This is a genomic window from Mitsuaria sp. RG (assembly GCF_028369275.1).
Taxonomy (GTDB): Bacteria; Pseudomonadota; Gammaproteobacteria; order Pseudomonadales; family Pseudomonadaceae; genus Aquipseudomonas; species Aquipseudomonas peradeniyensis.
Window position 1 is genome coordinate 1 of sequence record NZ_JAQMYQ010000008.1, and the last position, 25,124, is coordinate 25,124.

A 25,124-nucleotide genomic window follows, 5' to 3' on the forward strand; every position below is an offset into this window, starting at 1 on the left:
GGTTTTGCGGCGCCTGCCAGCCTCCGCCCAGTGCCTTGTACAACGCCACGCTCCCGCGCAACTGCTCCAGGCGCAGCTGCGCCTGCTGGTCCTGGGCCAGGTACAGCGTGCGCTGGGTCTCGAGTACGGTGAGCAGGGTCTCGGCACCGGCGGCGTAGCGTTGCTGGGCCAGGTCGAAGGCGATGCGCGCCTGTTCCACTTCCTGGTCCTGCCAGCGGCGCTGGCGCTCCACGCCGGCGATGGCATTCAGGGCTTTCTCCACATCCGAGAACCCGGCCAGGATGCTGGCGCGGTACAGCTCCAGCAGCTCCTGCTGTTCGGCACTGGCCACGTCCCGGGCGGCACTCAGCCGACCGTTGTTGAAGATCGGCGCGGTGAGGCCGGCGGTGAGGGTGTAGTAGGGGCTGTCGAAGATGTTGGGCAAGGTCCGGGCGCCACTGCCCAGGTCCGCTCCCAGTATCAGGCGCGGCAGCATCGCCGCCCGGGCCACCTGGATATTGGCGCTGGCCGCCGCCAGGCGGGCCTCGGCGGCGGCGATGTCCGGGCGGCGGCCGAGCAGTTCGCTGGGCACGCCGCTGCCGATGGCCGGCCACTGCACGTTGCCGATGGTTTCGCGGGTGGCGGGCAGCGCCTGCACCGGATCGCCCAGTAGGGTGGCAAGGACGATGCGATTGTCCTGGCGGCGCTGTTCGAGCAGCGGCAGCTGGCGCTCCTGGGCGGCTACCAGGCTGCGCTGCTGGGCCAGTTCCAGGCGGGTGGCCGAGCCCGAGCGTTCGCGGGCTTCGACCAGGCCCAGCACATCGCGGGCGTTGTCCAGGTTCAAGCGGGCGATGCGCAGTTGCTCGTCGAATGCCAGGCCCTGCAGGTAGCTGTCGGCCACGGCGCTGACCAGGGTCAGTTCCACGGTCTGGCGGTCGAAGCGGCTGGCGTCGAGGCTGCGCAGGGCGCTGTCGCGGGTGGCGCGCAGGCCGCCCCAGAAGTCGATCTCGTAGCTGGCGCTCAGGCGGGTGCCGAACGAGGTGCTGGTGCGTTCGCTGCTGCTGGCGTCGAGCTGGCTGTTGCCGTCGCCGCGCAACAGGCGCTGGCGGCTGCCGTTCAGACCCAGCTTCACCTCGGGCAACAGCGGTGCACCGGCGATCACCGCGCTGGCCTGCGCTTTGCGCACCCGCGCGGCGGCCGCCGCCAGGTCGTGACTGTTCAGGCGGGCGCGTTCGACCAGGCGGTCCAGCTCGGCGCTGGCAAAGGCGCGCCACCACTGGCTGTCGGGCAGGGACTGGGCCGTGGTTGGCCCTTGCCAGGCGGGGGGTGTGTCGATGTTCGCCGCCGGTGGGGGCGGGCTGCTGCAGGCGGCCAGGCAAAGGCTCAGGGTCAACAGGCTGATGCGGCTGGGGATCGTCATGAACTATTCGCTGGTAAGGGCCTTGACCGGGTCGAGGCGGGCGGCCTTGCGGGCCGGCATGAAACCGAACACCACGCCGGTGATCACGGCGCAGGCGAAGGCGCCGAGGATGGCGGGCAGGGCGAAGGCCACGGCGATGTCGGCCAGCAGCAGGCTGGCGCCGATGGCCAGGGCCAGGACAATGCCGGTCACCCCGCCGACCATCGACAGCATCACCGCCTCGGTGAGGAACTGGCGCAGGATGTCGCGCTGGCGTGCGCCGGTGGCCATGCGGATGCCGATCTCGCGGGTGCGTTCGCGCACGGTCATGAGCATGATGTTCATCACGCCGATGCCGCCGACCAGCAGCGAGATCGCGGCGATCGCCCCAAGCATCAGCGACAGGCTGTTCTGGGTGCGGGCCTCGGCCTGGATCAGTGCGGCGTCGTTGGTCAGGACGAAATCGTACTTGCCCTGGTGACGCTGCAACATGAGGCGTTCGATCGCCTGCTCGGTTTCCTTCACGCGGCTGGAATCCTGGGCGGCGATGGTGACGTACTCCGGATCGCGGCTGCCAAACAGGCGGATGGAGGCGGCGGAGTAGGGCACCACCACGCGCTCGTCGCTGTCTTCGCTGCCGGAGCTGGCGCCCTTGCCCTGAAGCACACCGATCACCTGGAACGGCACGTTGCCGATCAGCAGGTACTGACCGAGCGGGTTGCTCCCCACACCAAACATCTTCTCGCGCACCTTCTGGCCGATCACGGCCACGGCGGCGGCGTTGGCTTCGTCGGCCTCGCTGTAGAAGCTGCCTTCGACCACCGGCCAGTTGAAGATCTCGGGGAACCCGGTGTTGTTGCCGCCGACATAGAACTGCTCGCCCTTGTTGCCGTGGCGCACCATGAGCTTGTCGCCGATGACCGGCATGACGCGCTTGACCTGCGGCAGTTCGCCGATGGCGTCGACATCGTCGAGGGTGACGATGCCCATCAGTTCCTCGGAGGAGTGCTTGCCGTTGAGGTAGAGGATGTTCGAGCCGAAGGCGGCCATCTGCGCCATGACCTGGCGCTTGCTGCCTTCGCCGACCGCCAGCATCACCACCACCGAGGCCACCCCGATGATGATGCCGAGCAGGGTAAGGGCGGTACGGAAGCGGTTGATCCACATCACCCGCCAGGCGGCCTGCAGGGACTCGACCAGCTCGCCCTTCCAGGCGCCGCGCTGGGTGGCGCCGAAGTCCAGGCGCTGGCGCAGGTCGTCGGCCTGCAGCTGTCGGGGCGGTGCATCGACCGAGGACGGGGTGGCCGAATCGCTGACCACCTCGCCGTCGCGCACCTCGATGATCCGCTGGGCGCGGGCCGCGACTTCACGGTCATGGGTGATGAGGATGATCACATGGCCCTGGCTGGCCAGTTCGTCGAGCAGGGTCATCACCTCGGCGCCGCTTTGGCTGTCGAGTGCGCCGGTGGGCTCGTCGGCGAGGATGATGTGCCCGCCGTTCATCAGCGCGCGGGCGATCGACACCCGCTGCTGCTGGCCGCCGGACAACTGGTGCGGACGGTTGCCGGTGCGGCTGGCCAGGCCCAGGCGCTCGAGCAGGGCGTGGGCGCGGGCATGGCGTTCGGCGGGCTGAGTGCCGGCGTAGATGGCCGGCATCTCGACGTTCTCCTGGGCCGAGCCCGAGGGGATCAGATGATAGCCCTGGAACACGAAGCCGAAGGCTTCGCGGCGCAGCCAGGCCAGCTCGTCGCTGTCCAGCTCGGCCACGTCCCGACCGGCAAAGCGGTAGCTGCCCGAGGTGGGGCGGTCGAGGCAGCCGAGGATGTTCATCAGGGTCGACTTGCCGGAGCCCGAGGCGCCGACGATGGCGACGAATTCTCCGGGGTGGATGCTCAGGCTGATGCCGCGCAGCACCTCGACCCTGGGCGAATCGACACCGCCGTAGACCTTGCGGATGTCGCACAGCTCGATCAGGGGCGTGGACATATCAACCCCCACTGGCGGCGGGTAGGCCGATGACCAGGCGCTCACCTTCGTTCAGGCCCTCGAGTATCTGCACCCGCAGGCGGTCACTCAAGCCGGTGCGGACCTGGCGCGCCTCGATCTGGCCCTTGTTGTTCAGCACCTGTGCCATACGCACACCGTCGCCGGGGGTGTCGTCGAGCGCGGCCAGGGGCGCGCTGAGCACCTGGCTGGCCTGGCCGGCGACGAAGAACACCTGGGTGGTCATCTCCGCCATCAGGGCGCCGTCGGGGTTGTCCACGTCCAGCAGCACGGTGTACTGGACCACCTTGGTGCCAGTGGTGCCGGCCGTGGCGCTGGCCGGGCTGCCCCCGCCCTGGCTGGATTGGTCCAGCGGCTTGGGCGGCACCGGCAGGATCTGCCGGACGGTGCTGGTCCAGCGCCGCTTGCCGCCGGCCAGGGTGTTGAAGTAGGCGGTCATGCCCGGTTTGACCTTGCCGATGTCGGCTTCGGACACCTGGGCCCATACGGTCATCGGCGACAGCTTGGCGATGCGCAGGATCAACGGTGTCTGCTGCTGGGCGTTGAGGGTCTGGCCCTCGCGGGCGTCCACCGCCACCACGGTGCCGCTCATGGGCGCATAGATCCGCGTATAGCCCAGCTCCGCTTCGTCGCTGCGAAGGCTGGCCTGGGCCTGGCGGATCTGCGCCAGGTACATGTCGATGCGGGCCTGGGTCACCTTCAACTGCGCCGCGGCCGTTTGCAGGTCTTCCTGGCGGCTGGCGCCGGTGGCGGCCAGATCCTGCTGGCGCTTGTACTGCTGCTGGGCGAGCAGGTACTGCGCCCGTTGTTCGGCCAGCTGGGCCTTGAGGTTCTCGATCGAGAAGCGTCCGGCATCGAGCTTGGCTTGTTGTGTTGACGGATCGATTTCAACCAGCAGTTGGCCCTGACGCACCTCGTCGCCGGCTTCCACATGCAGCTTGCGGATCTGCCCCGAGGCCTGGGCGCCGACATCGACATAGCGGCGTGGTTGCAGGGTGCCCAGGGCAGTGACGCTGCTCTCGATATCGGCGCGGGTCACTGGCACGGTGCTGACCGGTGCGCCGCCCAGAGGCAGGGCCTGCCAGGCCACCAGGCTGCCGAGGCCGGCCAGGCCCAAGGCGCCGATCAGCACTCGGCGGCGGGTATTGGATGTGCGTGTCATGCGGGCTTCCAGCCGGAGATAGTGGCCGAGTGCCGCGACGGGGCATGCGCTCGGGGGTCCCAGTTAAACGAATGATCTTGATGACGATTTAGCGCAGCGCGGGGGTGGTCTGCGTGTTGCTGCGAATAATTATAATTTGTAAGATCGCACGCTGACATCATCCAGAACACTGCCCCTGACTACCAACGCTTGAGCAGGGAGACGCCAGGTGCCGTCGTGGAACATTACTATCGCGAATTGGTGAGCTTCCTGTCCGCCCGACTCGGTAATCGCCAGGCGGCCGAAGACGTCGCCCACGATGCCTACATCCGGGTGTTGGAGCGCACGGAGGGCGAGCATATCGAGCATCCACGCGCCTTCCTTTATCGCACGGCCATGAATCTCGTGGTCGATCATCATCGTCGACATCTGGTGCGTCAGGCCGAGCCGCTGGAGGTACTGGACAGCGATGAGCGCTGGCATACCCCTGCTCTGACGCAGAGCATGCAGCTCGACCAGCGCCTGGCGCTGATGCAGCAAGCCCTGGGCGAACTGAGCGGGCCTTGCCGCGACAGCTTCCTGCTGCGCAAGCTCGATGGCCTGTCGCATCAGCAGATCGCCGAGCGCCTGGGTATTTCCCGCAGCCTGGTGGAAAAGCATATTGTCAATGCCATGAAGCATTGCCGCGTACGCATGCGCCAGTGGGAGTCCTGAGCGAGCCGTCCGTGGAATGTGAAAATTCCGTGAGTTGGCGACTTGATTTCTCCCGGGTTCACGACAACTATCAATAAAGACCCCCCGCTCAGGCGTCCCGTCTGACGTTGCCGTTGCCGGCGCAGTATGGTCATGGAGCCACCGTCACCACCCAACTGCCCAGGTTCGGACGATGCCTAACAAATCCATGCGCATCCTCATCGCCGATGAGCACCCCGGCCAGCGCCTGCAGCTGGAGAAGATGCTCAATGGCCTGGGTTATTACCGGATCGCCCCGGTGGAGAGTTTCGACGACCTGCAGCGCCTGGTGCACAGTGCCCTGGAACCCTTCAACCTGCTGGTGGGCAACATCGAGCTGGCCAGCCATGCCGGGGTCGACCTGGCGCGTTTCTGCCGGGTCAGCTCGCAGATCCAGCACGCGCTGCTGTACCACTCGCCACACCTGAAAGTGCCCGCTGTACCGCCCAACGATCGCCACGCCGTCAGCATCAGCCTGCCCCATGCCCCCGACAGCGAGGCACTGGAATCCTTCATGGCAATCATCGATATGCCGGTGCTGGTCGGGCAGTTGCCGCTGCCGCCGGGGCTGGCGGGGGCGTCGAACCATGCCCGGCGGCGCACCAACCTCGCGCAGACGGTGTTCTGTCGTAACCCCTGAGCAGGGGGTGGATTTGCTATCCTCTGGCCTTTTGCCTCGTTGCGGAAGCTGCCATGACTGCCATCGATACCACCCGCCCGCCACGGTTCAGCCGTCGCGATCACCGGACCCTGGGGCTGGCCGCGCTGGGTGGCGCCCTGGAAATCTACGATTTCATCATCTTCGTGTTCTTCGCGCTGACCCTCAGCCAGCTGTTCTTCCCGCCTGAAATGCCGGAGTGGCTGCGCCTGCTGCAGAGCTTCGGGATCTTCGTCACCGGCTACCTGGCCAGGCCGCTGGGTGGCATCCTCATGGCCCATTTCGCCGACCACCTGGGGCGCAAGCGGGTGTTCAGCCTGAGCATCCTGATGATGGCGCTGCCGTGCCTGCTGATCGGGGTGATGCCGACCTACGCCGACATTGGCTACGCCGCGCCGCTGATCCTGCTGGCCCTGCGCATCCTGCAGGGTGCGGCGGTTGGCGGTGAGGTACCCAGCGCCTGGACCTTCGTCGCCGAACATGCGCCGTCTGGTCGTCGCGGTTATGCGCTGGGCTTCCTGCAGGCCGGGCTGACCTTCGGCTACCTGCTCGGTGCGCTGACCGCGACCTTGCTGGCGCAGCTGTTCACGCCCCAGGAGATCCTCGATTACGCCTGGCGCTATCCTTTCCTGCTTGGCGGCGTGTTTGGCGTGATCGGTGTCTGGCTGCGTCGCTGGCTGAGTGAAACCCCGGTGTTCCTGGCCCTGCGGGCGCAGCAGGAGCAACCGGTGGCCTTCCCCCTGCGACGGGTGCTGGGCACTCATCGACGGGCCTTGATTCCAGCGGCGCTGCTGACCTGTGTGCTGACCTCGGCGGTAGTGGTGCTGGTGGTGATTACCCCGACCGTGATGCAACAGCGGTTCGGCATGACAGCCGGGCACACCTTCGCCCTGAGCAGCGTGGGTATCGTCTTCCTCAATATTGGCTGCGTGCTGGCCGGCTTGCTGGTGGACCGTATCGGTGCCTGGCGGGCGCTGATGCTCTACTGCCTGCTGCTGCCGTTGGGCATCGGCGCCTTGTACGCCAGCCTGGTGGGCCAGTGGGGGCAGCTCTGGGCGGCCTATGCATTGGCTGGCCTGTCCTGTGGCGTGGTAGGGGTGGTGCCGTCGGTGATGGTCGGGCTGTTCCCGGCCGAGATCCGGGTGTCGGGCATCTCCTTCACCTACAACGTCGCCTACGCCCTGTGGGCCAGCACCACGCCGCTGGCGCTGATTGCCCTGATGCCCTGGAGCCCATGGGTGTGTGTCGGTTTTTGTCTGGTCATGGGCATGGTCGGATTGCTGACGGCGCTCTATTTCGGACGCCGCGAGCCGTTGGAGTTCGCTGCGCAGCCGCTGGCGCTCATGTGCGGTGACAAATGAGGCGGTAATGACTGCTGGGCAGTGAGGCAGACTTCCGGGTGGGGGTTATTAAAATAACCTATTGGCCAAGAATAACCTTAAAGGTTAATTTCTCATGGAAAAGAGAACGCCGCACTGCCCGCTGGAAAGGGTGCGAATGTTGATGAGCCAGGGCCGGGTCAGGCCCACCCGGACAGCTATCCAGGACTGTGATGCGCTCGGGCTGAGCCCTCGCCAGATGCTTGAAGTCGTTCGAGGCTTGTCGGCACACGATTTCTACAAAAGCATGACGACCTATCACGATCATCGGATCTGGCAGGATGTCTATCGTCCCCGAACCGTCTTTGGCGATCTCTACATCAAGCTGACGGTGGTCGATGACGTGCTGATCGTGTCATTCAAGGAGCGTTGAAATGAAGTGTCCCGTGTGTGGTGGTGCTGAGCTGGTCGCCCAGGCTCAGGACATGCCTTATCGATACAATGGCCATTCGACGGTGATCCGTGATGTCTTCGGCGATTATTGCCCTGTTTGCGGCGAGGCGGTGCTGAGCATGGCTGAAGCTGAGCGCCTCGGTGATCTGATGCTGGCCTTCAAGCGACAGGTCAATGCCGCCGCTGTCGACCCTGCCTTCATTGCCAGCGTTCGGCGCAAATTCGACCTCGATCAGCGTGAGGCGGGCGAAATCTTTGGCGGCGGGGTCAATGCCTTTTCCCGTTACGAGAACGGCAAGACCCAACCACCGGTCGCACTGATCAAGCTGTTCAAGCTCCTGGATCGTCATCCGGAACTGTTCGAGGAAGTCAGGACTGCCTGATGCGTCCAGGCAGTCAACAGGTCCTACAGGCAGGGTAGGGATTTTGAGCGTCGGCAGCTCTGCACCCCTACAGCGCCTTCGAGGTTGTGCACGTAATTTCGACTGATCGTTGACGGACCCTTCCGTTCATACAGTCAGGAGAAATATGCATGTCCAGTTTTAACATCACCTGGATGACGCGGGCCCAGCTGCCTGCGTTTCCGCCACAGATGAGCTTTTCGGCTGCCAATCCCGCCAGCACGAAACCGGATGATCAGGCCAGGACTCCGGTTATCCGCTGGGGCCGTAGCCTGGCCTGCGTGCTGGAGTCCCGTCACCACCACGACCAGGCCTGGGTGGTAGTCTACGGTGATGGCAAGCAATTGACCGGCGTACACCCGCTGCATGACTTTCGCCATATCAGCCGTATCCAGCTGGCCGCCAACAGCCATGCCGTACTGTTGACCGACAGTGCGCAGCGCCAGCAAACGGTCGAATTCATCCAGCTGAAGGCACTGGATGGCAGTGGTGGTGCCGGGGACCCCGTGAACGGCCTACCCAGCGGTATCCCGTTCATGCTTACCAATGGTCGTGATTACCTGATGGCGGACGAGGAGGGCGTGTGCCTCGCCGTGAACCCGGATCCCAAGGCCATGCAATGGCTCTACAGGGACGGGCAACTGGTCAATGTCACCACCGGGCAGGCCTTGGGGCTCGGGATCTGCGGCAAGGCGAGCGCAGCCTCGGGAGATCGCTGGCGGCTGTCTTCCAAGGGCGAGCTTCTCTATGGCGATGGCACCCGTACCTTGTGCAGTGCTCCGATTTCGGGTGAGGTCTGGCTGCAGCGACGAAGCGAGGTGCTGCCTTCCGACGCCTGGCGGGTGCAACTGCCCCAGCTCCCCCGCCGGGGGCAGGCGCCGAGCATGGTCGTAGACAAACTGAGCGTGTGCCTCGCTGTCTCTGCCGACTACAGTGCCGGAACAGGCGATACCCTTTCGTTCTCGATCAATGGCAGCGAGCACCGCCAGCCGTTGGCCGGCAACTTCGAGCGTGGGGCGCACTTCAAGGTCGAGGTCGACCTGGCCAAGATGTTCCAGCGCAGCGTGATCTATGCCGATGAGCTGCGCTCGGTCGAGATCTACCAGGCAAGTGCCGGGGGGTACGGTCCGGCCTGGAAGATGCAGTCGCTGGACCTGAAGGTCAATGACCAACTGAACAACCGCGTGGTAGGGAGTGACAACCGCTGGATCGAGGCCAGGGACGGCGTGGCATGGCAAGGCCGGGTGAACTGGCTGGACTGGCGCAAGGCCGATATCTCGGCGCCCCTGGACTTTGCCGGCTACACCTACCCGGTGCAGTTGCAGCAATGGCTGATCGACGTGCTGAAATGGCGCAGCTATCAGCCTGAAACCCTCGATGGCGTCTGCCAGCTGATCGGCGAGGAGCGCGGCCAGATACTGGCGTATGAGCTCAAGAGCGGCAGACTGACCTATCTGCGCCCCAATACTGCCCAGGATGCCTACACCTGGGTCTATACCCCGCAAAAAAGCATTCTGGTCAAATTCTGGGACCAGTCCCTGGACCGTACGCGCTATACCCGGCACAGCCAGCTTGGCGGTGGCCAGCCGGTGGTGTGCGCCGGAGAAATGCGCATCGACCGCAAGACCACCAGCAATGCGGTGAGCGACATCCTTGGTCTGGTCAATGATGCCTCCGGACACTACAAGCCCGATGGCGGGCAGTGCCTGGGGCATGTCCTGGAACGGCTCGAACAACTGGGGCTGGACACCACGCACACCGTGGTTTCGTACAAGGGATAGCGACCATGAAAAAGCCCCCGGGTCTCACGACCAGGGGGCTTTTGCTTGCCGCCAGGGCAGGGCTTACATGTTCGGGTAGTTCGGCCCGCCGGCGCCTTCAGGGGTGACCCAGGTGATGTTCTGGGCCGGATCCTTGATGTCGCAGGTCTTGCAGTGCACGCAGTTCTGCGCGTTGATCTGGAAGCGCTTGTTGCCGTCTTCCTGGGTGACCACTTCGTACACGCCGGCCGGGCAGTAGCGCTGTGCTGGTTCGTCGTACAGCGGCAGGTTGCTGGCGATCGGGATGTTCGGGTCGGTCAGCTTCAGGTGGCAGGGTTGTTCCTCTTCATGGTTGGTGCTGGAGAGGAATACCGAGCTGAGCTTGTCGAAGCTGAGCTTGCCGTCCGGTTTCGGGTAGTCGATCTTCTGCGAGTCCGCCGCGAGCTTGAGGCAGGCGTAGTCCGGCTTGGTGTCATGCAGGGTGAACGGCAGCTTGCCGCCGAACCAGTTCTGGTCGATGTAGTTGAACGCACCACCGAGCAACGGGCCGAACTTGTGCAGCGCCGGGCCGAAGTTGCGGCTGGCGAACAGCTCTTCATGCAGCCAGCTGGCCTTGAAGGCGCTGACATAGCCGTTGAGCTGGTCACCGCCTTCGCTGCCGGCGATCAATGCGTCGGCCACGGCTTCGGCGGCGAGCATGCCGGATTTCATCGCGGTGTGGCTGCCCTTGATCTTGGAGAAGTTCAGGGTGCCCAGGTCGCAGCCGATCAGCGCGCCGCCATTGAAGACCATCTTCGGCAGCGAGTTCAGGCCGCCCTTGCAGATGGCGCGGGCGCCGTAGCTGATGCGCTTGCCGCCTTCGAGGTACTGGGCCATCACCGGGTGGTGCTTCAGGCGCTGGAACTCGTCGAACGGTGACAGGTACGCGTTGGAGTAGGACAGGTCGACGATCAGGCCGACCACCACCTGGTTGTTTTCCAGGTGATAAAGGAAGGAGCCGCCGGTGTTCTCGGCGCTCATCACGTCCAGCGGCCAGCCGGCGGTATGCACCACCAGGCCCTGCTCGTGCTTGGCCGGGTCGATTTCCCAGATTTCCTTGAGACCGATGCCGTAGTGCTGGACGTCGGACTCGTTGTCCAGGTCGAAGCGCTTGATCAGCTGCTTGCCGATATGGCCACGGCAGCCTTCGGCGAACAGGGTGTACTTGGCGCGCAGCTCCATGCCCGGGGTGTACAGGCCTTCTTTTGGCTGGCCTTCGCGGTCGACACCCAGGTCGCCGGTGACGATGCCACGCACCACGCCGTTTTCATCGAACAGTGCCTCTTGCGCGGCGAAGCCCGGGTAGATCTCGACGCCCAGGTTCTCGGCCTGCTGGGCCAGCCAGCGGCACAGGTTGCCCAGGGAGATGATGTAGTTGCCGTGGTTGTGCATGGTCTTGGGCACGAACAGGTCGGGGACCTTGGTCGAGCTGTCGGCACTTTTCAGCACATAGATGTCGTCGCGCTTCACTTCGGTGTTCAGCGGCGCGCCGAGTTCTTTCCAGTCGGGGAACAGTTCGTTCAGGGCGCGTGGTTCGAACACCGCGCCGGAGAGGATGTGGGCGCCGACTTCGGAGCCTTTCTCGACCACGCAGACGCTGATCTCGCTACCGGCTTCGGCGGCCTTCTGCTTCAGGCAGCAGGCGGCGGACAGGCCCGCCGGGCCTGCGCCGACGATGACCACGTCGAATTCCATGTATTCGCGTTCCACAGGTTCTCTCCTACTCAAGGCTCATCGCGTTGCTTGTCTTTTATGGGTGTTCACGGTCACGTGCGGCGTGCAGAGGCTGTAGCTTCGCAGGTGATGGACTACACCGTTTTGTCTTGGCCGCGCATTATATCTACACCACTTGGCGGGTCCAATACAAACGTTTGTTTGAATTTGCCGGAGGCCCGTAGAATCGCAGGTAGGCGGCTGGAGGCTGGCCAATTTGCCGTATTGACCGGATTGGGTGTTACGGTCAAGATACGAGCGCTTTCGCGTTCGCCGTAGGCTGACCGTCGGGCGCAGGTGCACCCCTAAAGACCAGGCGTGGAGCAGGGTTTACGGGCCGAATCAGGTTTTGTAGTGGAGTCTACACGCCACGACAGAAAATGACCCGCGGGTTTTGTCCCTGAAGGTCGCAACAAGACTGATCGGTCAACTGAACTTTGTCGGCGTCGGAACGTTTTTAGAGGTGCCCTTGTACCCACGCGCATTCGCCGGGCAGTCCCCAGGCGATCTTCTTTTCACCGGAGAGTAACGAGGAATCCATGAAGGTTCTTGTAGCTGTCAAACGAGTGGTCGACTACAACGTCAAGGTTCGCGTCAAGGCGGACAACTCCGGCGTCGACCTTGCAAACGTCAAGATGTCCATGAACCCCTTCTGCGAAATCGCCGTGGAAGAAGCCGTCCGCCTGAAAGAGAAGGGCGTGGCGAGCGAAATCGTCGTTGTCTCCATCGGCCCGACCGCCGCCCAGGAGCAACTGCGTACCGCCCTGGCCCTGGGCGCCGACCGCGCCATCCTGGTCGAGGCCGCTGACGAACTGAACTCCCTGGCCGTGGCCAAGGCGCTGAAGGCCGTTGTCGACAAGGAGCAGCCGCAGCTGGTCATCCTCGGCAAGCAGGCCATCGACAGCGACAACAACCAGACCGGCCAGATGCTGGCCGCGCTGACCGGCTTCGCCCAGGGCACCTTCGCCTCCAAGGTCGAAGTCGCCGGCGACAAGGTCAACGTCACCCGTGAAATCGATGGCGGCCTGCAGACCGTTGCGCTGAATCTGCCAGCCATCGTCACCACCGACCTGCGCCTGAACGAGCCGCGCTACGCGTCGCTGCCGAACATCATGAAGGCCAAGAAGAAGCCGCTGGAGACCATCACTCCAGACGCGCTGGGCGTGTCCATCGCCTCCACCAGCAAGACCCTCAAGGTCGAAGCGCCTGCCGCCCGCAGCGCCGGTATCAAGGTCAAGTCGGTGGCCGAACTGGTCGAGAAGCTGAAGAACGAAGCGAAGGTAATCTAAATGACTATCCTGGTTGTCGCTGAACACGAGAACGGTGCCGTAGCCCCGGCCACCCTGAACACTGTCGCCGCTGCCGCCAAGATCGGTGGTGATATCCACGTGCTGGTCGCCGGCCAGAACGTCGGTGGCGTCGCCGAGTCCGCCGCCAAGATCGCCGGCGTGGCCAAGGTGCTGGTCGCCGATAACACCGCCTACGCCCATGCCCTGCCGGAAAACGTCGCGCCGCTGCTGGTCGAGCTGGCCAAGGGTTACAGCCACGTGCTGGCCCCGGCCACCACCAATGGCAAGAACATCCTGCCGCGCGTTGCCGCGCTGCTGGACGTCGACCAGATCTCCGAGATCATCGCCGTTGAATCCGCCGACACTTTCAAGCGTCCGATCTATGCCGGTAACGCCATTGCCACCGTGCAATCGAGCGCTGCGGTCAAGGTCATCACCGTGCGTACCACCGGCTTCGACGCCGTGGCCGCCGAAGGTGGTTCGGCCGCTGTCGAAGCCGTCGCTGCCGCCCACGACGCCGGCAAGTCGGCCTTCGTTGGCGAAGAGCTGGCCAAGTCCGACCGTCCTGAGCTGACCGCCGCCAAGATCGTCGTTTCCGGTGGTCGCGGCATGGGCAACGGTGACAACTTCAAGCACCTGTACGCCCTGGCCGACAAGCTCGGCGCCGCCGTCGGCGCCTCGCGCGCCGCGGTCGACGCAGGCTTCGTGCCGAACGACATGCAGGTCGGCCAGACCGGCAAAATCGTCGCGCCACAGCTGTACATCGCCGTCGGTATCTCCGGCGCGATCCAGCACCTGGCCGGCATGAAGGACTCGAAAGTGATCGTCGCGATCAACAAGGACGAGGAGGCGCCGATCTTCCAGGTCGCCGACTACGGCCTGGTCGCCGATCTGTTCGAAGCGGTTCCGGAGCTGGAAAAGCTGGTCTGATCCGCCTGCTTCACTTATAAAGAACCCGGCCCGCCCTTGGCGGTCCGGGTTTTTTCATGGATTTTTTCAGGGGCGGGGAGAGGTTGCATGGCGTTTCGCTGGAGCAAGGGAGGGCTGGCCTGCGTGCTGGCGCTGCTGTCGACGCAGGCCTTGGCGCTGGGCAAGTGCGAGCGTCTGGTGGCCACCGGCAGCCCGGATGCGCCGCCGTACTCCTGGCAGGATCCGCAAGACCCGAAACACCTGATCGGCGCCAATGTCGACCTGCTGCGCCAGGTGGCTGCCGAGCTTGGGGTGAAGGTCGAGGTGCTGCACGCCGGCAAGCGCGAGCAGGCTCTGGAGGAGGTGCGCAGCGGGCGCATGGACCTGTTGCTCGACACGCCGATGCAGGTCACCCAGCTGACCAGTCTGGATTACATCCATCCGGCCTTGCAGCTCAACGAATACCTGGTCTGGACCCGCCATGACGCCACCCTGGTGTTCGATGGCCCGGCTGACCTTGCCCAGTACCGCGGCGCCCTGTCCGAGAAGGCCCGCCTGACCCCGGCCTTCGATGCCTTTGCCAGGACCCAGCTCAAGCTGGAGCCGGCGCAGAACCTGACGCAGGCCTTCCAGAAACTGGTGCTCGGCCAGGTCGACTATGTGCTGGCTGGGCGCTACTCGGGCATGGCCATGGCGCAGAGCCTGGGCGTGGGCAACGACCTCATCGCCCGGGGTTTGCCGGTGGATCGTCCGGGGCTGTACCTGGCGGTCTCGCACAACTCGGCGTGCAACGACAGCTGGTTGCGCGGACAACTGGCGAAAAAACTGACAGAATTGCCGATCTCCGGGGCGAGCGAAGCTGTGCTGCAGCGCAATGTCGAGCGTTGGAAGGCGCAGATGCAGGCGTCGCAGGGTGCCCCCAAACAGTAGGAAGCGTGAGTGAGAATCCAACCCTTGATGCTTGCCCTGGCCGTGCTCGGCCTGGTCGGCTGTGCCAACGACCCGGCACCCAATGAACAGCTGCGCCTGTCGGAACAGGCCTTGGAGCAGGCCAAGGCGGTCGGCGCCAATGAGCAGGTGCCGGAGTTCAAGTTGGCCGAAGACAAGCTGGCCCGGGCCAAGAGCAACATGCTCGGCGAAAGCCACCGCGATGCGCGCATGCGCGCCGAGCAGGCCGAGCTCGATGCGCGCCTGGCCGAGGCGCGGGTGCTGAACCAGAAGAGCGAGGAGCAGCTGCAGGCGATGCAGTCGCGGATCAAGCGCCTGCGTAAGCAACTGGAGGTGCAGCCATGAAGTCTCTCAAGCCCATGGCGGCCCTGGCCTTGCTGGCCCTGGTCGGTCTGCAGGGCTGCGCCAGCCAGCGCAGCGAGTCGGCACTGGACGATGCCAGTGCCGCGTTCCAGAAGGTCAAGGACGATTCCGACGTGCTGCGTAGCGCGCCTCGCGATGTGATCCGCGCCGGCGAGTCGTTGGCGCGCGCGGAGCGCCTGGCGGGCTATGTCGGCACCGGCAGCGATGTTCGTCATTACGCCTACCTGAGTCAGCGCTACAGCGAGATTGCCAGCGAGCATGCCAAGCTGGCGTTGAACCAGGAGCGCCTGGCCAAGCTCGACCTGGAGCGCCAGCGCCTGCAGTTGGCGCTGCGCGAGGCCAAGCTGGCCAGCGTCCAGCAGCAGGGCAAGTTCGTCGAAGCGCAGATTGTCGCGCTGGCGTCGGAGCAGACCGATCGCGGTCTGGTCATGACCCTGGGCGATGTGCTGTTCGATACCGGCCAGGCTGATCTGAAGAACTCGGCCAGCCGTACTGTATTGAAGCTGGTGCAGTTCCTTCAGCTCAATCCACGGCGCGTGGTGCGGATCGAGGGTTATACCGATAGCACCGGTGCGGCGGAGGAGAACCTGAAACTGTCCCGTGATCGTGCGCAGTCGGTGGCCGATATGCTGGTTGATCTGGGGGTGGACGAGAAGCGGATCCAGGTCGAGGGTTATGGTGACCAGTACCCGGTTGAGGCCAATGCTTCGGAGCGGGGCAGGGCGCAGAATCGTCGGGTCGAGATCGTCTTCTCCGATGACAAGGGTAAACTCGCGCCAGCGCGTTGAATTCTGTTTTGATTTCGAGCAAGCCCGTTCCTGCAAGAAGTTATACATAACTTGTAGAAGCGGGCTTGCACACGATAGGGTTCATCCAGCCAATTCATAGTCAGTCGGCTAACTACCACTTCGCATTTCTTGATCTGATCTTGATCTTGATCTTGCTGTTGCTTCTAAGTGCGCAATAGTTCAGGTGCCGCCAATTGCGACTTCAGGAGGCCGAGCGGAGTTCTTGCGAAGGGAGGTGACGGGCATGGATGCCCGTCAAGCGCTGCGCCCCAGGATGGGGCGTTCAGCGCGGTCCTCCCGGGAGCAAGAACGGAGCGAGGGGACCCCGGAGCGAAGCGTAGGGGCCGGATGAATGGAGCGAGGATTTTTTGGTTCCTTTTTGATCCTTCAAAAAGGGACCCGCCGTAAGGGCGGAAAGGTGACTTTGCGTCACCATCGCAAATGAATGCGCATATAACTTTCAAAACTCATGCTCTAAAAGTCAAAGTCAAAGTCAAAGTCGGCTAGTGCTGGTTTTAATAGTTGTAAGTGCATTCATTTGTGATGTCGACGCATAGTCACCTTTTCGCCCTTACGGCGAGTTCCTTTTTGAAGGATCAAAAAGGAACCAAAAAATCCTCGCTCCATTCATCCGGCCCTCCGCTTCGCTCCGGGTCCCCTCACTCCGGCCTTGCTCCCGGGAGGACCGCGCTGCAGGGCCCATCCTGGGCCCCAGCGCTTGACGGGCATCCATGCCCGTCACCTCCCTCCGCAAGGCCTGCGTTCGGCCTCCTGAAGTCGCGAAGGTACGGGCGGCGCCTGGACTGGCGCAGCTGTCGCTAGCTGGGTGTGGCGCTAGACTCTCGATCGGCAACGGCAACGGCAACGGCAACGGCAACGGCAACGGCAACGGCAACGGCAACGGCAACGGCAACGGCAACGGCAACGGCAACGGCGGGCAGTGTCACCACTCTGTGCGTTCGTCGGCGCGCCGACTCAAACATCGATCGTTTCTCTGTCACGCAACTGTATTGTTGACTATCCTGCGATCTGTCCCAGTACACTTCGCAACTGTTACGGTATTCTGCCTCGGCAGTGAGTCGCACAAGAACAACGATCCCGTCCGCGCTTCGAGAACACGCCATGACCAACCTGCTGCTGTACCAGCGTATCGCCCAGCAACTGGCCGATGACATCCGCCGGGGTGTCTACCAGCCGGGCGAACGGGTGCCGTCGGTACGCAAGATGAGCGCCCAGCTCAATGTCAGCCACGCCACCGTGCTGCAGGCTTATGCCAATCTCGAGGACCAGGGCCTGATCCGTGCCCGGCCGCAGTCGGGCTACTATGTCCACCAGACTCCGGCGCTGACGGCGCAGACCCCGGATATCGCCCGGGTCGAGCGCCCCGGGCTGGTCACCCGGGCGAGCATTATCCAGCAGGTACTGGTCGAGGCGCGCCGCGATGGCGTCTTTCCCTTCGGCGCGGCGGTGCCCCATGTCGACTACTTGCCCGTGCGCGCCCTGCACCAGCAGTTGGCCAAGGTGACGCGCTTCCATAGTCCGCGTGCCTTCAGCTACATGTTCAGCCCCGGCTTCGAGCCGCTGCGCCGGCAGATCGCCATCCGCATGCGCGATGCTGGTGTACTGGTCGATCCCCGTGAAGTGGTGGTGACTCATGGTTGCGTCGATGCCCTGCAGATGTCGCTGCGGGTCCTGACCCGGCCGGGCGACCTGATCGCCGCCGAATCGCCTACCTACTATGGGCTGCTGCAACTGGCGGACCTGCTCGGGCTCAAGGTCATCGAAATCCCCAGCGATCCCTCCACCGGCATCAGCCTGGAGGCCCTGCAACTGGCCGCCAACCAGTGGTCGATCAAGGCCCTGGTGCTGACGGCGCGGTTGAGCAACCCGCTGGGTGGCACCATTCCCGAAGAGCGGCAGAAACAGTTGTTGCGCCTGGCCTCGGATTTCGACATCCAGATTGTCGAGGATGATATCTACGGCGAGCTGATGTTCGAGCAAGGGCGCACCAAGTCGCTCAAGGCGTTCGATCGGCTGGACCGGGTGATCTACTGCTCGAGCTTCTCCAAGACCTTGTCGCCGGGAGTGCGGGTCGGCTGGATGATCGCCGGGCGCTATCAGGACGAGATCCAGCGACTGCAGACCTTCACTACCCACTCGGCGTGCAGCGTCACGCAGATGGCGGTGGCCGCCTACCTGGAGAATGGTGGCTACGATCGGCATTTGCGCTTCATCCGACAGGAATACCGCAAGAACCTCAGCGCTTACCAACTGGCGGTGCAGCAGCATTTCCCGGAAGGCACGCAGATGACCCGGCCCACCGGTGGCTTCATTCTCTGGGTCAGTCTGCCGGGGCGGGTCAATACCCAGGAACTGCATGTGCGGGCGTTGGAGCAGGGCATCAGCATTGCCCCCGGGCTGATCTTCAGCAATACCGAGCAGTTCAACCACTGTATCCGGCTCAATTGCGGCATTCCCTGGAATCGGGAGGCTGAGCGTGCAGTGATGACGCTGGGGTTGCTGGCCCAGCAATTGTGCCGGGAATCGAACGGCATGCTGTTGTAGGCTTGTCAGACGAGCCGGGAACAGGGAGCATACGCGCTTTACTGCTTGCGTTCCTGGTACCCATGAATCTGTTTCGTCCTCTCGTCATCGCCCTGTGTTTCGCCTTGCCCTGGCTGTCGGTCGGTGCGGTGCAGGCTGCCGAACCGGCGGCCAAGGCACAGGGTGTACACAAACCGGCGAACAAGGCGTCCAGCAAGGCCCCTGCCAAACCGCAGGCCAAACCGGTAACCAAGGCGAAGCCCAAGCCCAAGCCCAAACCGAAGGCCAGGGCTGTCAGCAAGGCCGTCGCCAAACCGCTGCCCCAGCCGAAGATCGACCTGAGCCTGCCCAGGGACATGGTCAAGCATCTCGAACCGGACCTCGGCGACGGGCCGGTGGTGCGCAAGCCGCTGTTGCCTTCGATGTTCCCCACCAAGCCCGAATCCGACAGCAGTCCGTTCCAGCTCAACGGCCGGTTGATCAGCAACGAAATGCAGTTGCAGCTGCGCAACGACAGTCGGCGGGACGTGGAGGGCGCAGCCATCGAATTCGAATTCCGCAACTGACTGCCGGGTCACGGGTGATTTCATCCGTCCGGCAATTTCAAACATATGTTTGAGCGGTTAGTATCCAGGGACGTTCGTCCCGTTTTGCTCCTGGGAGTCCTGTTGTCATGAAATGCCGCGAGGGCTGTGGTGCCTGCTGCATCGCCCCGTCCATCAGTTCGCCGATCCCTGGCATGCCGCAGGGCAAGCCGGCCGGCGAACGCTGCCTGCACCTGAATGTCGAAAACCTCTGTGCGCTGTTCGGCAAGCCCGAGCGGCCGCAGGTGTGTGGTGGCTTCAAGGCGGAAGCGGACATCTGTGGCAACGATCGTGACGAGGCCATCCGTATCATCGGGTGGCTGGAGCAGATGACGGCGGCGTGACAGGTTGGATCTTCGACAACAAGGAACAAGATGATGAGATCGATCAAAGGTATTGCACTGCTGTGTGGCATGGGCGTCCTGCTGGCACCGACGGCCTGGGCCGAGAACTGGCAGGTGGCCAAGGACGAGGAGGGGATCAGGGTTTCCCTCAGCGAGGTGGCCGGCTCGAAGTACAAGGCCTATCGCGGCGTGACCGTGATCAAGGCGCCGCTGGCCAGAGTCAAGGCGCTGCAGGAAGACGTGGTGGGGGCCTGTGCCTGGATCCACGAGTGCAAGTCGCAGAAGCTGCTCAAGAGCGAAGGTGACCAGAGCTGGACCTACACCCAGTTCAACACGCCCTGGCCGGTGACGCCGCGGGATTCGATCCTGCATGTGACCACGGTCCAGGAGGCTGATGGCAGCCTGACCCGCAAGCTCGAGGGGCAGCCCAAGTACCTGCCTGAGACCGATGGTTTCGTGCGGGTGGCCCAGGTGCAGGGTTTCTGGAAACTGGTGCCCAAGGGTGACAGCACCGAGGTGATCTACCAGGTGCACACCGAGCCGGGTGGTAGCGTGCCGGCGATGGTGGCCAACAAGTTCGTGGTCGATGCGCCGTTCAATACCCTCAAGGGGTTGAAAGAGCGCGCGGAGAAGAACTAAAGGCTGGCTGGCCTGTTTCCTGTAGGAGCGGCCTTGTGCCGCGAAAGGGCTGCGTAGCAGCCCCGGCGATTCTGAGTCTGACACGAGATCTTGGGGCTGCTGTGCAGCCCTTTCCGGCCGGTCCGACGCCTCGGCAAGGCCGCTCCTACACAGGGGAAGGGTATATAGGCCGGAACAAAAAAGGCTGCCCGAGGGCAGCCTTTTTGCGTTCAACCGAGAGGCTTACTTGCGGTCCTTCAGCTCAACGATGTCACGCTGCTCGTAACCGGTGTACAGCTGGCGCGGACGGCCGATCTTGTACGGGCTGGAGAGCATTTCCTTCCAGTGCGAGATCCAGCCCACGGTGCGTGCCAGGGCGAAGATCACGGTGAACATGCTGGTCGGAATGCCGATGGCCTTGAGGATGATGCCCGAGTAGAAGTCGACGTTCGGGTACAGCGAGCGCTCGACGAAGTACGGATCGGTCAGGGCGATCTCTTCCAGGCGCATGGCCAGTTCGAGTTGCGGATCGTTCTTGATGCCGAGTTCGCTGAGGACTTCGTCGCAGGTCTGCTTCATCACGGTGGCGCGCGGGTCGCGGTTCTTGTACACGCGGTGACCGAAGCCCATGAGCTTGAACGGGTCGTTCTTGTCCTTGGCCTTGGCGATGAACTTGTCGATGTTCGAGACATCGCCGATTTCATCGAGCATGGTCAGTACCGCTTCGTTCGCACCGCCGTGGGCCGGGCCCCACAGTGCGGCGATGCCGGCGGCGATACAGGCGAACGGGTTGGCGCCCGAGGAGCCCGCCAGGCGCACGGTGGAGGTGGAGGCGTTCTGCTCGTGGTCGGCGTGGAGGATGAAGATCCGGTCCATTGCCTTGGCCAGCACCGGGCTGATCGGTTTGATCTCGCACGGGGTGTTGAACATCATGTGCAGGAAGTTCTCCGCGTACGACAGGTCGTTGCGCGGGTACATCATGGGCTGGCCCATGGAGTACTTGTAGACCATCGCGGCCAGGGTCGGCATCTTGGCGACCAGGCGCACCGCGGAGATTTCGCGGTGCTGCGGGTTATTGATGTCCAGCGAGTCGTGATAGAACGCCGACAGGGCGCCGACCACACCGCACATCACCGCCATCGGGTGGGCGTCGCGGCGGAAGCCGTTGAAGAACGATTTCAGCTGTTCGTGAACCATGGTGTGGTTCTTCACGGTGCTGACGAACTGGGCCTTCTGCTCGGCATTCGGCAGTTCGCCGTTGAGCAGCAGGTAGCAGGTCTCGAGGTAGTCCGACTGTTCGGCGAGCTGTTCGATCGGGTAGCCGCGGTGCAGCAGGATGCCCTTGTCGCCGTCAATATAGGTGATCTTCGACTCGCACGAGGCGGTCGCCATGAAGCCGGGGTCGAAGGTGAAGTGGCCGGATGCCCCCAACCCGCGGACGTCGATAACATCGGGACCAACGGTGCCGGTTAAAATGGGCAGCTCGACGGGGGCAGCGCCCTCGATGATCAACTGCGCTTTTTTGTCAGCCATGTGGCCTCCTATTAATGCTTGAAATCATCAGACAGACCCCCCACGCAGGGCCCGCACCACTATAGAGGGATAAATTCGAATGTCAATTTGCCTAAAGGCTGGTTGAAACGCCCCTTGAAGCCTGGTTTTTCACGAAATTCTCGCCCGTTTACGCCTTTTGTTCACTAAAGGCAATGCGCTATTTGGGCGAGCCCCTCACGTTGTCATAAGCAGCCTAACTGTCTATACTCGGCAGCCGACTCCCAGGGGCTTTCAAGCCCGCCCTGCTGGGTGTCGTCGCTCTCCTGGGTGGTGGGTACCTGACCAGTACACTTACCAACAACTTTGCCCTGTTAGCTAGGGGCTCTTCAGTGTGAAAAAAGCCGTGAAAAGCCAACGACCTGTAAACCTAGACCTAAGGACCATCAAACTCCCGATCACCGCGTACACGTCCATTCTTCACCGTATCTCCGGCGTCATCCTGTTCCTCGGCCTTGCCATCATGCTTTACGCACTGGGCAAGTCGCTGGGTAGCGAGGAAGGCTTTGCCGAGGTGAAGGCGTGTCTGACCAGTCCGCTGGCCAAACTGGTGACCTGGGGCCTGCTGTCCGGCCTGCTGTATCACCTCGTGGCAGGTGTGCGCCACCTGATCATGGACATGGGCATCGGTGAGACGCTGGAAGGCGGCAAGCTGGGCTCGAAAATCGTGATCGTCATCTCCGTGGTGCTGATCGTTCTGGCAGGAGTTTGGGTATGGTAACTAACGTCACGAACCTGTCGCGTTCGGGCCTCTACGACTGGATGGCGCAGCGCGTCTCGGCGGTCGTTCTCGCGGCTTACTTCATCTTCCTGATCGGCTACCTCGCCGCCCACCCGGGCATCGACTACGCCCAGTGGCACGCTCTGTTCACCAACAACGCGATGCGCATCTTCAGTCTGCTGGCCCTCGTTGCCCTGGGCGCCCACGCCTGGGTCGGCATGTGGACCATTGCCACCGACTACCTGACGCCGATGGCGTTCGGCAAGTCGGCGACTGCGATTCGTTTCCTGTTCCAGGCGGTATGCGGCGTAGCGATGTTCGCTTACTTCGTCTGGGGTGTGCAGATTCTCTGGGGTATCTGATTCATGGCTAACATTCCTACGATTTCCTTCGACGCCATCATTATCGGTGGCGGCGGCGCTGGCATGCGCGCAGCGCTGCAGCTGGCTCAAGGCGGCCACAAGACTGCCGTAGTCACCAAGGTGTTCCCGACCCGTTCGCACACCGTTTCCGCCCAGGGCGGCATCACCTGCGCCATCGCTTCGGCCGACCCGAATGACGACTGGCGCTGGCACATGTACGACACCGTCAAGGGTTCCGACTACATCGGTGACCAGGACGCGATCGAGTACATGTGTCAGGAAGGCCCGGCCGCGGTCTTCGAGCTGGACCACATGGGTCTGCCGTTCTCGCGTACCGAGACCGGTCGCATCTATCAGCGTCCGTTCGGTGGCCAGTCCAAGGACTTCGGTAAAGGTGGCCAGGCCGCCCGTACCTGCGCCGCTTCCGACCGTACCGGTCACGCGCTGCTGCACACCCTGTACCAGGGCAACCTGAAGGCAGGCACCACCTTCCTCAACGAGTACTACGCCGTCGACCTGGTGAAGAACCAGGACGGCGCCTTCGTCGGTGTGATCGCGATCTGCATCGAAACCGGCGAAACCATGTACATCAAGTCCAAGGCCACCGTGCTGGCGACTGGCGGTGCGGGCCGTATCTACGCCTCCACCACCAACGCCCTGATCAATACCGGCGACGGTATCGGCATGGCGCTGCGTGCCGGTGTACCGGTGCAGGACATCGAGATGTGGCAGTTCCACCCGACCGGCATCGCCGGCGCCGGTGTACTGGTAACCGAAGGTTGCCGTGGTGAAGGTGGCTACCTGATCAACGCCCACGGCGAGCGCTTCATGGAGCGTTATGCGCCGAACGCGAAAGACCTGGCTGGCCGCGACGTGGTTGCCCGTTCCATGGTCAAAGAGATCATCGCCGGCAACGGCGTGGGCCCGAACAAGGACCACGTGCTGCTGAAGCTGGATCACCTGGGCGAGGAAGTGCTGCACAGCCGCCTGCCAGGTATCTGCGAGCTGTCCAAGACCTTCGCCCACGTCGACCCTGTGGTCGCGCCGGTCCCGGTCGTTCCGACCTGCCACTACATGATGGGCGGCGTTGCCACCAACATTCATGGCCAGGCCATCACCATGGACGCCGAAGGCAAGGACCACATCATTCCGGGCCTGTTCGCGGTCGGTGAGGTGGCGTGCGTATCGGTCCATGGCGCCAACCGCCTGGGCGGCAACTCGCTGCTCGACCTGGTGGTGTTCGGCCGTGCCGCCGGCCTGCACCTGGAAAAGGCGCTGACCGAAGGCGTCGAGTACCGCGATGCCAGCGACACCGACGTCGATGTTGCCCTGAACCGCCTGAACAAGCTCAATGAGCGTACCAGCGGTGAAGACGTGGCAAGCCTGAAGCGCGAACTGCAAAGCTGCATGCAGAACTACTTCGGTGTATTCCGTACCGGCGAATACATGCAGAAGGGTATCGAGCAGCTGGCTGGCCTGCGTGACCGCATCGCCAACGTCAAGATCAACGACAAGTCCCAGGCCTTCAACACCGCGCGTATCGAAGCGCTGGAGCTGCAGAACCTGCTGGAAGTCGCCGAAGCGACCGCCATTGCCGCTGAAGCCCGTAAAGAGTCCCGCGGCGCGCACGCCCGTGAAGACTTCGAAGACCGTGACGACGAGAACTGGCTGTGCCACACCCTGTACTACCCGGGTGAGAAGCGCGTTGCCAAGCGTGGCGTCAACTTTGCGCCGAAGACAGTTCCTGCCTTCGAACCAAAAGTCCGGACTTACTAAGGGTGGCTGCTATGTTGAAAGTCGAAGTTTATCGTTACAACCCCGACACCGACTCGGCGCCCAAGATGGAGTCGTTCGACGTCGATACCGGCGGCAAGGACCTGATGGTTCTGGACGTGCTGGCGCTGATCAAGGAAAAGGACGAGGGCTTCTCGTACCGTCGCTCCTGCCGTGAAGGCGTGTGCGGTTCCGATGGCATGAACATGAACGGCAAGAACGGCCTGGCCTGCATCACCCCGCTGTCGGGTGTGGTCAAGGGCAACAAGCTGGTCCTGCGTCCGCTGCCTGGCCTGCCGGTCATTCGTGACCTGGTGGTCGATATGAGCATCTTCTACAAGCAGTACGAGAAGGTGAAGCCTTTCCTGCAGAACGACACGCCGGCCCCGGCCATCGAGCGTCTGCAGTCGCCGGAAGATCGCGACAAGCTGGACGGTCTGTACGAGTGCATCCTGTGCGCCTGCTGCTCGACCTCCTGCCCGTCGTTCTGGTGGAACCCGGACAAGTTCCTGGGCCCCGCCGCACTGCTGCAGGCCTATCGCTTCCTGGCCGACAGCCGTGACACCAAGACTCAGGAGCGCCTGGCGTCCCTGGATGACCCGTTCAGCGTATTCCGCTGCCGCGGGATCATGAACTGCGTGAACGTTTGCCCGAAAGGTCTGAATCCGACCAAGGCAATCGGCCACGTACGTAACATGCTGCTGCAAAGCGGCACCTGATTCAAAGCGTTGT

The 25,124-nt window shown here is 63.3% G+C and carries 24 protein-coding genes; 19 read left to right on the plus strand and 5 right to left on the minus strand.

Features of this window, described 5'->3' with window-relative positions; all coding sequences use genetic code 11:
* The 3 genes from POF53_RS06675 to POF53_RS06685 form a co-directional block, all read right to left on the minus strand.
* The coding region (locus tag POF53_RS06675) for an efflux transporter outer membrane subunit (RefSeq protein WP_498966923.1) at positions 1-1,399 on the minus strand (1,399 nt) is incomplete at its 3' end.
* A gap of 3 nt (positions 1,400-1,402) precedes the next feature.
* On the minus strand, positions 1,403-3,364 hold the full coding sequence (locus POF53_RS06680; RefSeq protein ID WP_203651795.1) for a MacB family efflux pump subunit: 1,962 nt from the start codon (positions 3,362-3,364) through the stop codon (positions 1,403-1,405).
* A gap of 1 nt (position 3,365) precedes the next feature.
* A complete protein-coding gene (locus tag POF53_RS06685; protein WP_475859081.1) occupies positions 3,366-4,544 on the minus strand; it encodes an efflux RND transporter periplasmic adaptor subunit in 1,179 nt (392 codons plus the stop codon).
* Positions 4,545-4,760: 216 nt separating this feature from the next.
* Here POF53_RS06685 and POF53_RS06690 point away from each other — a divergent pair, with 216 nt between their 5' ends.
* From POF53_RS06690 to POF53_RS06715, 6 genes are all read left to right on the plus strand, one after another.
* A complete protein-coding gene (locus POF53_RS06690; protein WP_186732870.1) occupies positions 4,761-5,237 on the plus strand; it encodes a sigma-70 family RNA polymerase sigma factor in 477 nt (158 codons plus the stop codon).
* A gap of 172 nt (positions 5,238-5,409) precedes the next feature.
* Complete coding sequence (locus POF53_RS06695) at positions 5,410-5,895, plus strand: histidine kinase (RefSeq protein ID WP_232856744.1); 486 nt, start codon at positions 5,410-5,412, stop codon at positions 5,893-5,895.
* Positions 5,896-5,948: 53 nt separating this feature from the next.
* Positions 5,949-7,274, plus strand: a complete 1,326-nt coding sequence (locus POF53_RS06700) for an MFS transporter (protein WP_232856743.1) — start codon at positions 5,949-5,951, stop codon at positions 7,272-7,274.
* 94 nt (positions 7,275-7,368) lie between these two features.
* Complete coding sequence (locus tag POF53_RS06705) at positions 7,369-7,665, plus strand: type II toxin-antitoxin system MqsR family toxin (protein WP_203651799.1); 297 nt, start codon at positions 7,369-7,371, stop codon at positions 7,663-7,665.
* A gap of 1 nt (position 7,666) precedes the next feature.
* A complete protein-coding gene (locus POF53_RS06710; protein WP_203651800.1) occupies positions 7,667-8,068 on the plus strand; it encodes a type II toxin-antitoxin system MqsA family antitoxin in 402 nt (133 codons plus the stop codon).
* 149 nt (positions 8,069-8,217) lie between these two features.
* On the plus strand, positions 8,218-9,867 hold the full coding sequence (locus tag POF53_RS06715) for a hypothetical protein (protein ID WP_203651801.1): 1,650 nt from the start codon (positions 8,218-8,220) through the stop codon (positions 9,865-9,867).
* A gap of 63 nt (positions 9,868-9,930) precedes the next feature.
* Here the strand turns inward: POF53_RS06715 and POF53_RS06720 are convergent, their stop codons facing one another.
* Positions 9,931-11,580 carry an electron transfer flavoprotein-ubiquinone oxidoreductase gene (locus POF53_RS06720; protein ID WP_498967032.1) on the minus strand — a complete coding sequence of 550 codons (1,650 nt, stop codon included), beginning with the start codon at positions 11,578-11,580 and terminating at the stop codon, positions 9,931-9,933.
* 557 nt (positions 11,581-12,137) lie between these two features.
* Here POF53_RS06720 and POF53_RS06725 point away from each other — a divergent pair.
* The 9 genes from POF53_RS06725 to POF53_RS06765 all read left to right on the plus strand — a co-directional run bounded on the left by POF53_RS06725 (position 12,138) and on the right by POF53_RS06765 (position 20,006).
* Positions 12,138-12,887: an electron transfer flavoprotein subunit beta/FixA family protein gene (locus tag POF53_RS06725; protein ID WP_498966928.1), complete on the plus strand. Its 750-nt coding sequence runs from the start codon at positions 12,138-12,140 to the stop codon at positions 12,885-12,887.
* Complete coding sequence (locus tag POF53_RS06730; RefSeq protein ID WP_498966929.1) at positions 12,888-13,817, plus strand: electron transfer flavoprotein subunit alpha/FixB family protein; 930 nt, start codon at positions 12,888-12,890, stop codon at positions 13,815-13,817.
* Between the two features lie 87 nt (positions 13,818-13,904).
* Positions 13,905-14,726: a substrate-binding periplasmic protein gene (locus tag POF53_RS06735; RefSeq protein ID WP_254463777.1), complete on the plus strand. Its 822-nt coding sequence runs from the start codon at positions 13,905-13,907 to the stop codon at positions 14,724-14,726.
* Positions 14,727-14,735: 9 nt separating this feature from the next.
* Entirely contained in the window at positions 14,736-15,089 is a 354-nt protein-coding gene (locus tag POF53_RS06740) for a DUF4398 domain-containing protein (RefSeq protein WP_203651804.1), read from the plus strand.
* Positions 15,086-15,895, plus strand: coding sequence for an OmpA family protein (locus POF53_RS06745; protein WP_203651805.1), 810 nt, complete (start codon positions 15,086-15,088; stop codon positions 15,893-15,895). Before POF53_RS06740 ends, POF53_RS06745 begins: the two co-directional genes overlap by 4 nt.
* A 1,122-nt stretch (positions 15,896-17,017) precedes the next feature.
* Entirely contained in the window at positions 17,018-18,460 is a 1,443-nt protein-coding gene (locus POF53_RS06750; protein WP_203651806.1) for an aminotransferase-like domain-containing protein, read from the plus strand.
* A gap of 62 nt (positions 18,461-18,522) precedes the next feature.
* Complete coding sequence (locus tag POF53_RS06755; RefSeq protein WP_498966933.1) at positions 18,523-19,005, plus strand: hypothetical protein; 483 nt, start codon at positions 18,523-18,525, stop codon at positions 19,003-19,005.
* 107 nt (positions 19,006-19,112) lie between these two features.
* Positions 19,113-19,367, plus strand: a complete 255-nt coding sequence (locus tag POF53_RS06760) for a YkgJ family cysteine cluster protein (protein WP_023628900.1) — start codon at positions 19,113-19,115, stop codon at positions 19,365-19,367.
* Between the two features lie 33 nt (positions 19,368-19,400).
* The gene (locus POF53_RS06765; protein WP_498966935.1) at positions 19,401-20,006 is read left to right on the plus strand and encodes an START domain-containing protein; all 606 of its coding nucleotides are present in this window, start codon (positions 19,401-19,403) and stop codon (positions 20,004-20,006) included.
* A 222-nt stretch (positions 20,007-20,228) separates the two neighbouring features.
* Here the strand turns inward: POF53_RS06765 and gltA are convergent, their stop codons facing one another.
* A complete protein-coding gene (gene gltA, locus POF53_RS06770; RefSeq protein ID WP_203651814.1) occupies positions 20,229-21,518 on the minus strand; it encodes a citrate synthase in 1,290 nt (429 codons plus the stop codon).
* Between the two features lie 352 nt (positions 21,519-21,870).
* Here gltA and sdhC point away from each other — a divergent pair, with 352 nt between their 5' ends.
* From sdhC to POF53_RS06790, 4 genes are read left to right on the plus strand one after another with little or no spacing between them, the layout of a single operon-like run.
* A complete protein-coding gene (gene sdhC / locus POF53_RS06775; RefSeq protein ID WP_011534755.1) occupies positions 21,871-22,257 on the plus strand; it encodes a succinate dehydrogenase, cytochrome b556 subunit in 387 nt (128 codons plus the stop codon).
* Positions 22,251-22,619, plus strand: coding sequence for a succinate dehydrogenase, hydrophobic membrane anchor protein (gene sdhD / locus POF53_RS06780; protein WP_023628896.1), 369 nt, complete (start codon positions 22,251-22,253; stop codon positions 22,617-22,619). The genes sdhC and sdhD overlap by 7 nt, the downstream gene beginning before the upstream one ends.
* Before the next feature lie 3 nt (positions 22,620-22,622).
* Positions 22,623-24,395, plus strand: a complete 1,773-nt coding sequence (sdhA, locus tag POF53_RS06785; protein ID WP_023628895.1) for a succinate dehydrogenase flavoprotein subunit — start codon at positions 22,623-22,625, stop codon at positions 24,393-24,395.
* Between the two features lie 11 nt (positions 24,396-24,406).
* Positions 24,407-25,111 (plus strand): succinate dehydrogenase iron-sulfur subunit, encoded by a 705-nt coding sequence (locus POF53_RS06790; protein ID WP_012315348.1) that lies wholly within the window; start codon positions 24,407-24,409, stop codon positions 25,109-25,111.
* Positions 25,112-25,124 lie beyond the last annotated feature (13 nt).

Bases quoted from the DNA above. Each gene is read 5' to 3' on its own strand.
- POF53_RS06680 (WP_203651795.1), bottom strand. From the start codon at position 3,364: ATGTCCACGCCCCTGATCGAGCTGTGCGACATCCGCAAGGTCTACGGC.
- POF53_RS06685 (WP_475859081.1), bottom strand. From the start codon at position 4,544: ATGACACGCACATCCAATACCCGCCGCCGAGTGCTGATCGGCGCCTTG.
- POF53_RS06695 (WP_232856744.1), top strand. From the start codon at position 5,410: ATGCCTAACAAATCCATGCGCATCCTCATCGCCGATGAGCACCCCGGC.
- POF53_RS06700 (WP_232856743.1), top strand. From the start codon at position 5,949: ATGACTGCCATCGATACCACCCGCCCGCCACGGTTCAGCCGTCGCGAT.
- POF53_RS06705 (WP_203651799.1), top strand. From the start codon at position 7,369: ATGGAAAAGAGAACGCCGCACTGCCCGCTGGAAAGGGTGCGAATGTTG.
- POF53_RS06710 (WP_203651800.1), top strand. From the start codon at position 7,667: ATGAAGTGTCCCGTGTGTGGTGGTGCTGAGCTGGTCGCCCAGGCTCAG.
- POF53_RS06715 (WP_203651801.1), top strand. From the start codon at position 8,218: ATGTCCAGTTTTAACATCACCTGGATGACGCGGGCCCAGCTGCCTGCG.
- POF53_RS06720 (WP_498967032.1), bottom strand. From the start codon at position 11,580: ATGGAATTCGACGTGGTCATCGTCGGCGCAGGCCCGGCGGGCCTGTCC.
- POF53_RS06725 (WP_498966928.1), top strand. From the start codon at position 12,138: ATGAAGGTTCTTGTAGCTGTCAAACGAGTGGTCGACTACAACGTCAAG.
- POF53_RS06730 (WP_498966929.1), top strand. From the start codon at position 12,888: ATGACTATCCTGGTTGTCGCTGAACACGAGAACGGTGCCGTAGCCCCG.
- POF53_RS06735 (WP_254463777.1), top strand. From the start codon at position 13,905: ATGGCGTTTCGCTGGAGCAAGGGAGGGCTGGCCTGCGTGCTGGCGCTG.
- POF53_RS06745 (WP_203651805.1), top strand. From the start codon at position 15,086: ATGAAGTCTCTCAAGCCCATGGCGGCCCTGGCCTTGCTGGCCCTGGTC.
- POF53_RS06750 (WP_203651806.1), top strand. From the start codon at position 17,018: ATGACCAACCTGCTGCTGTACCAGCGTATCGCCCAGCAACTGGCCGAT.
- POF53_RS06755 (WP_498966933.1), top strand. From the start codon at position 18,523: ATGAATCTGTTTCGTCCTCTCGTCATCGCCCTGTGTTTCGCCTTGCCC.
- POF53_RS06760 (WP_023628900.1), top strand. From the start codon at position 19,113: ATGAAATGCCGCGAGGGCTGTGGTGCCTGCTGCATCGCCCCGTCCATC.
- POF53_RS06765 (WP_498966935.1), top strand. From the start codon at position 19,401: ATGAGATCGATCAAAGGTATTGCACTGCTGTGTGGCATGGGCGTCCTG.
- gltA (WP_203651814.1), bottom strand. From the start codon at position 21,518: ATGGCTGACAAAAAAGCGCAGTTGATCATCGAGGGCGCTGCCCCCGTC.
- sdhD (WP_023628896.1), top strand. From the start codon at position 22,251: ATGGTAACTAACGTCACGAACCTGTCGCGTTCGGGCCTCTACGACTGG.
- sdhA (WP_023628895.1), top strand. From the start codon at position 22,623: ATGGCTAACATTCCTACGATTTCCTTCGACGCCATCATTATCGGTGGC.
- POF53_RS06790 (WP_012315348.1), top strand. From the start codon at position 24,407: ATGTTGAAAGTCGAAGTTTATCGTTACAACCCCGACACCGACTCGGCG.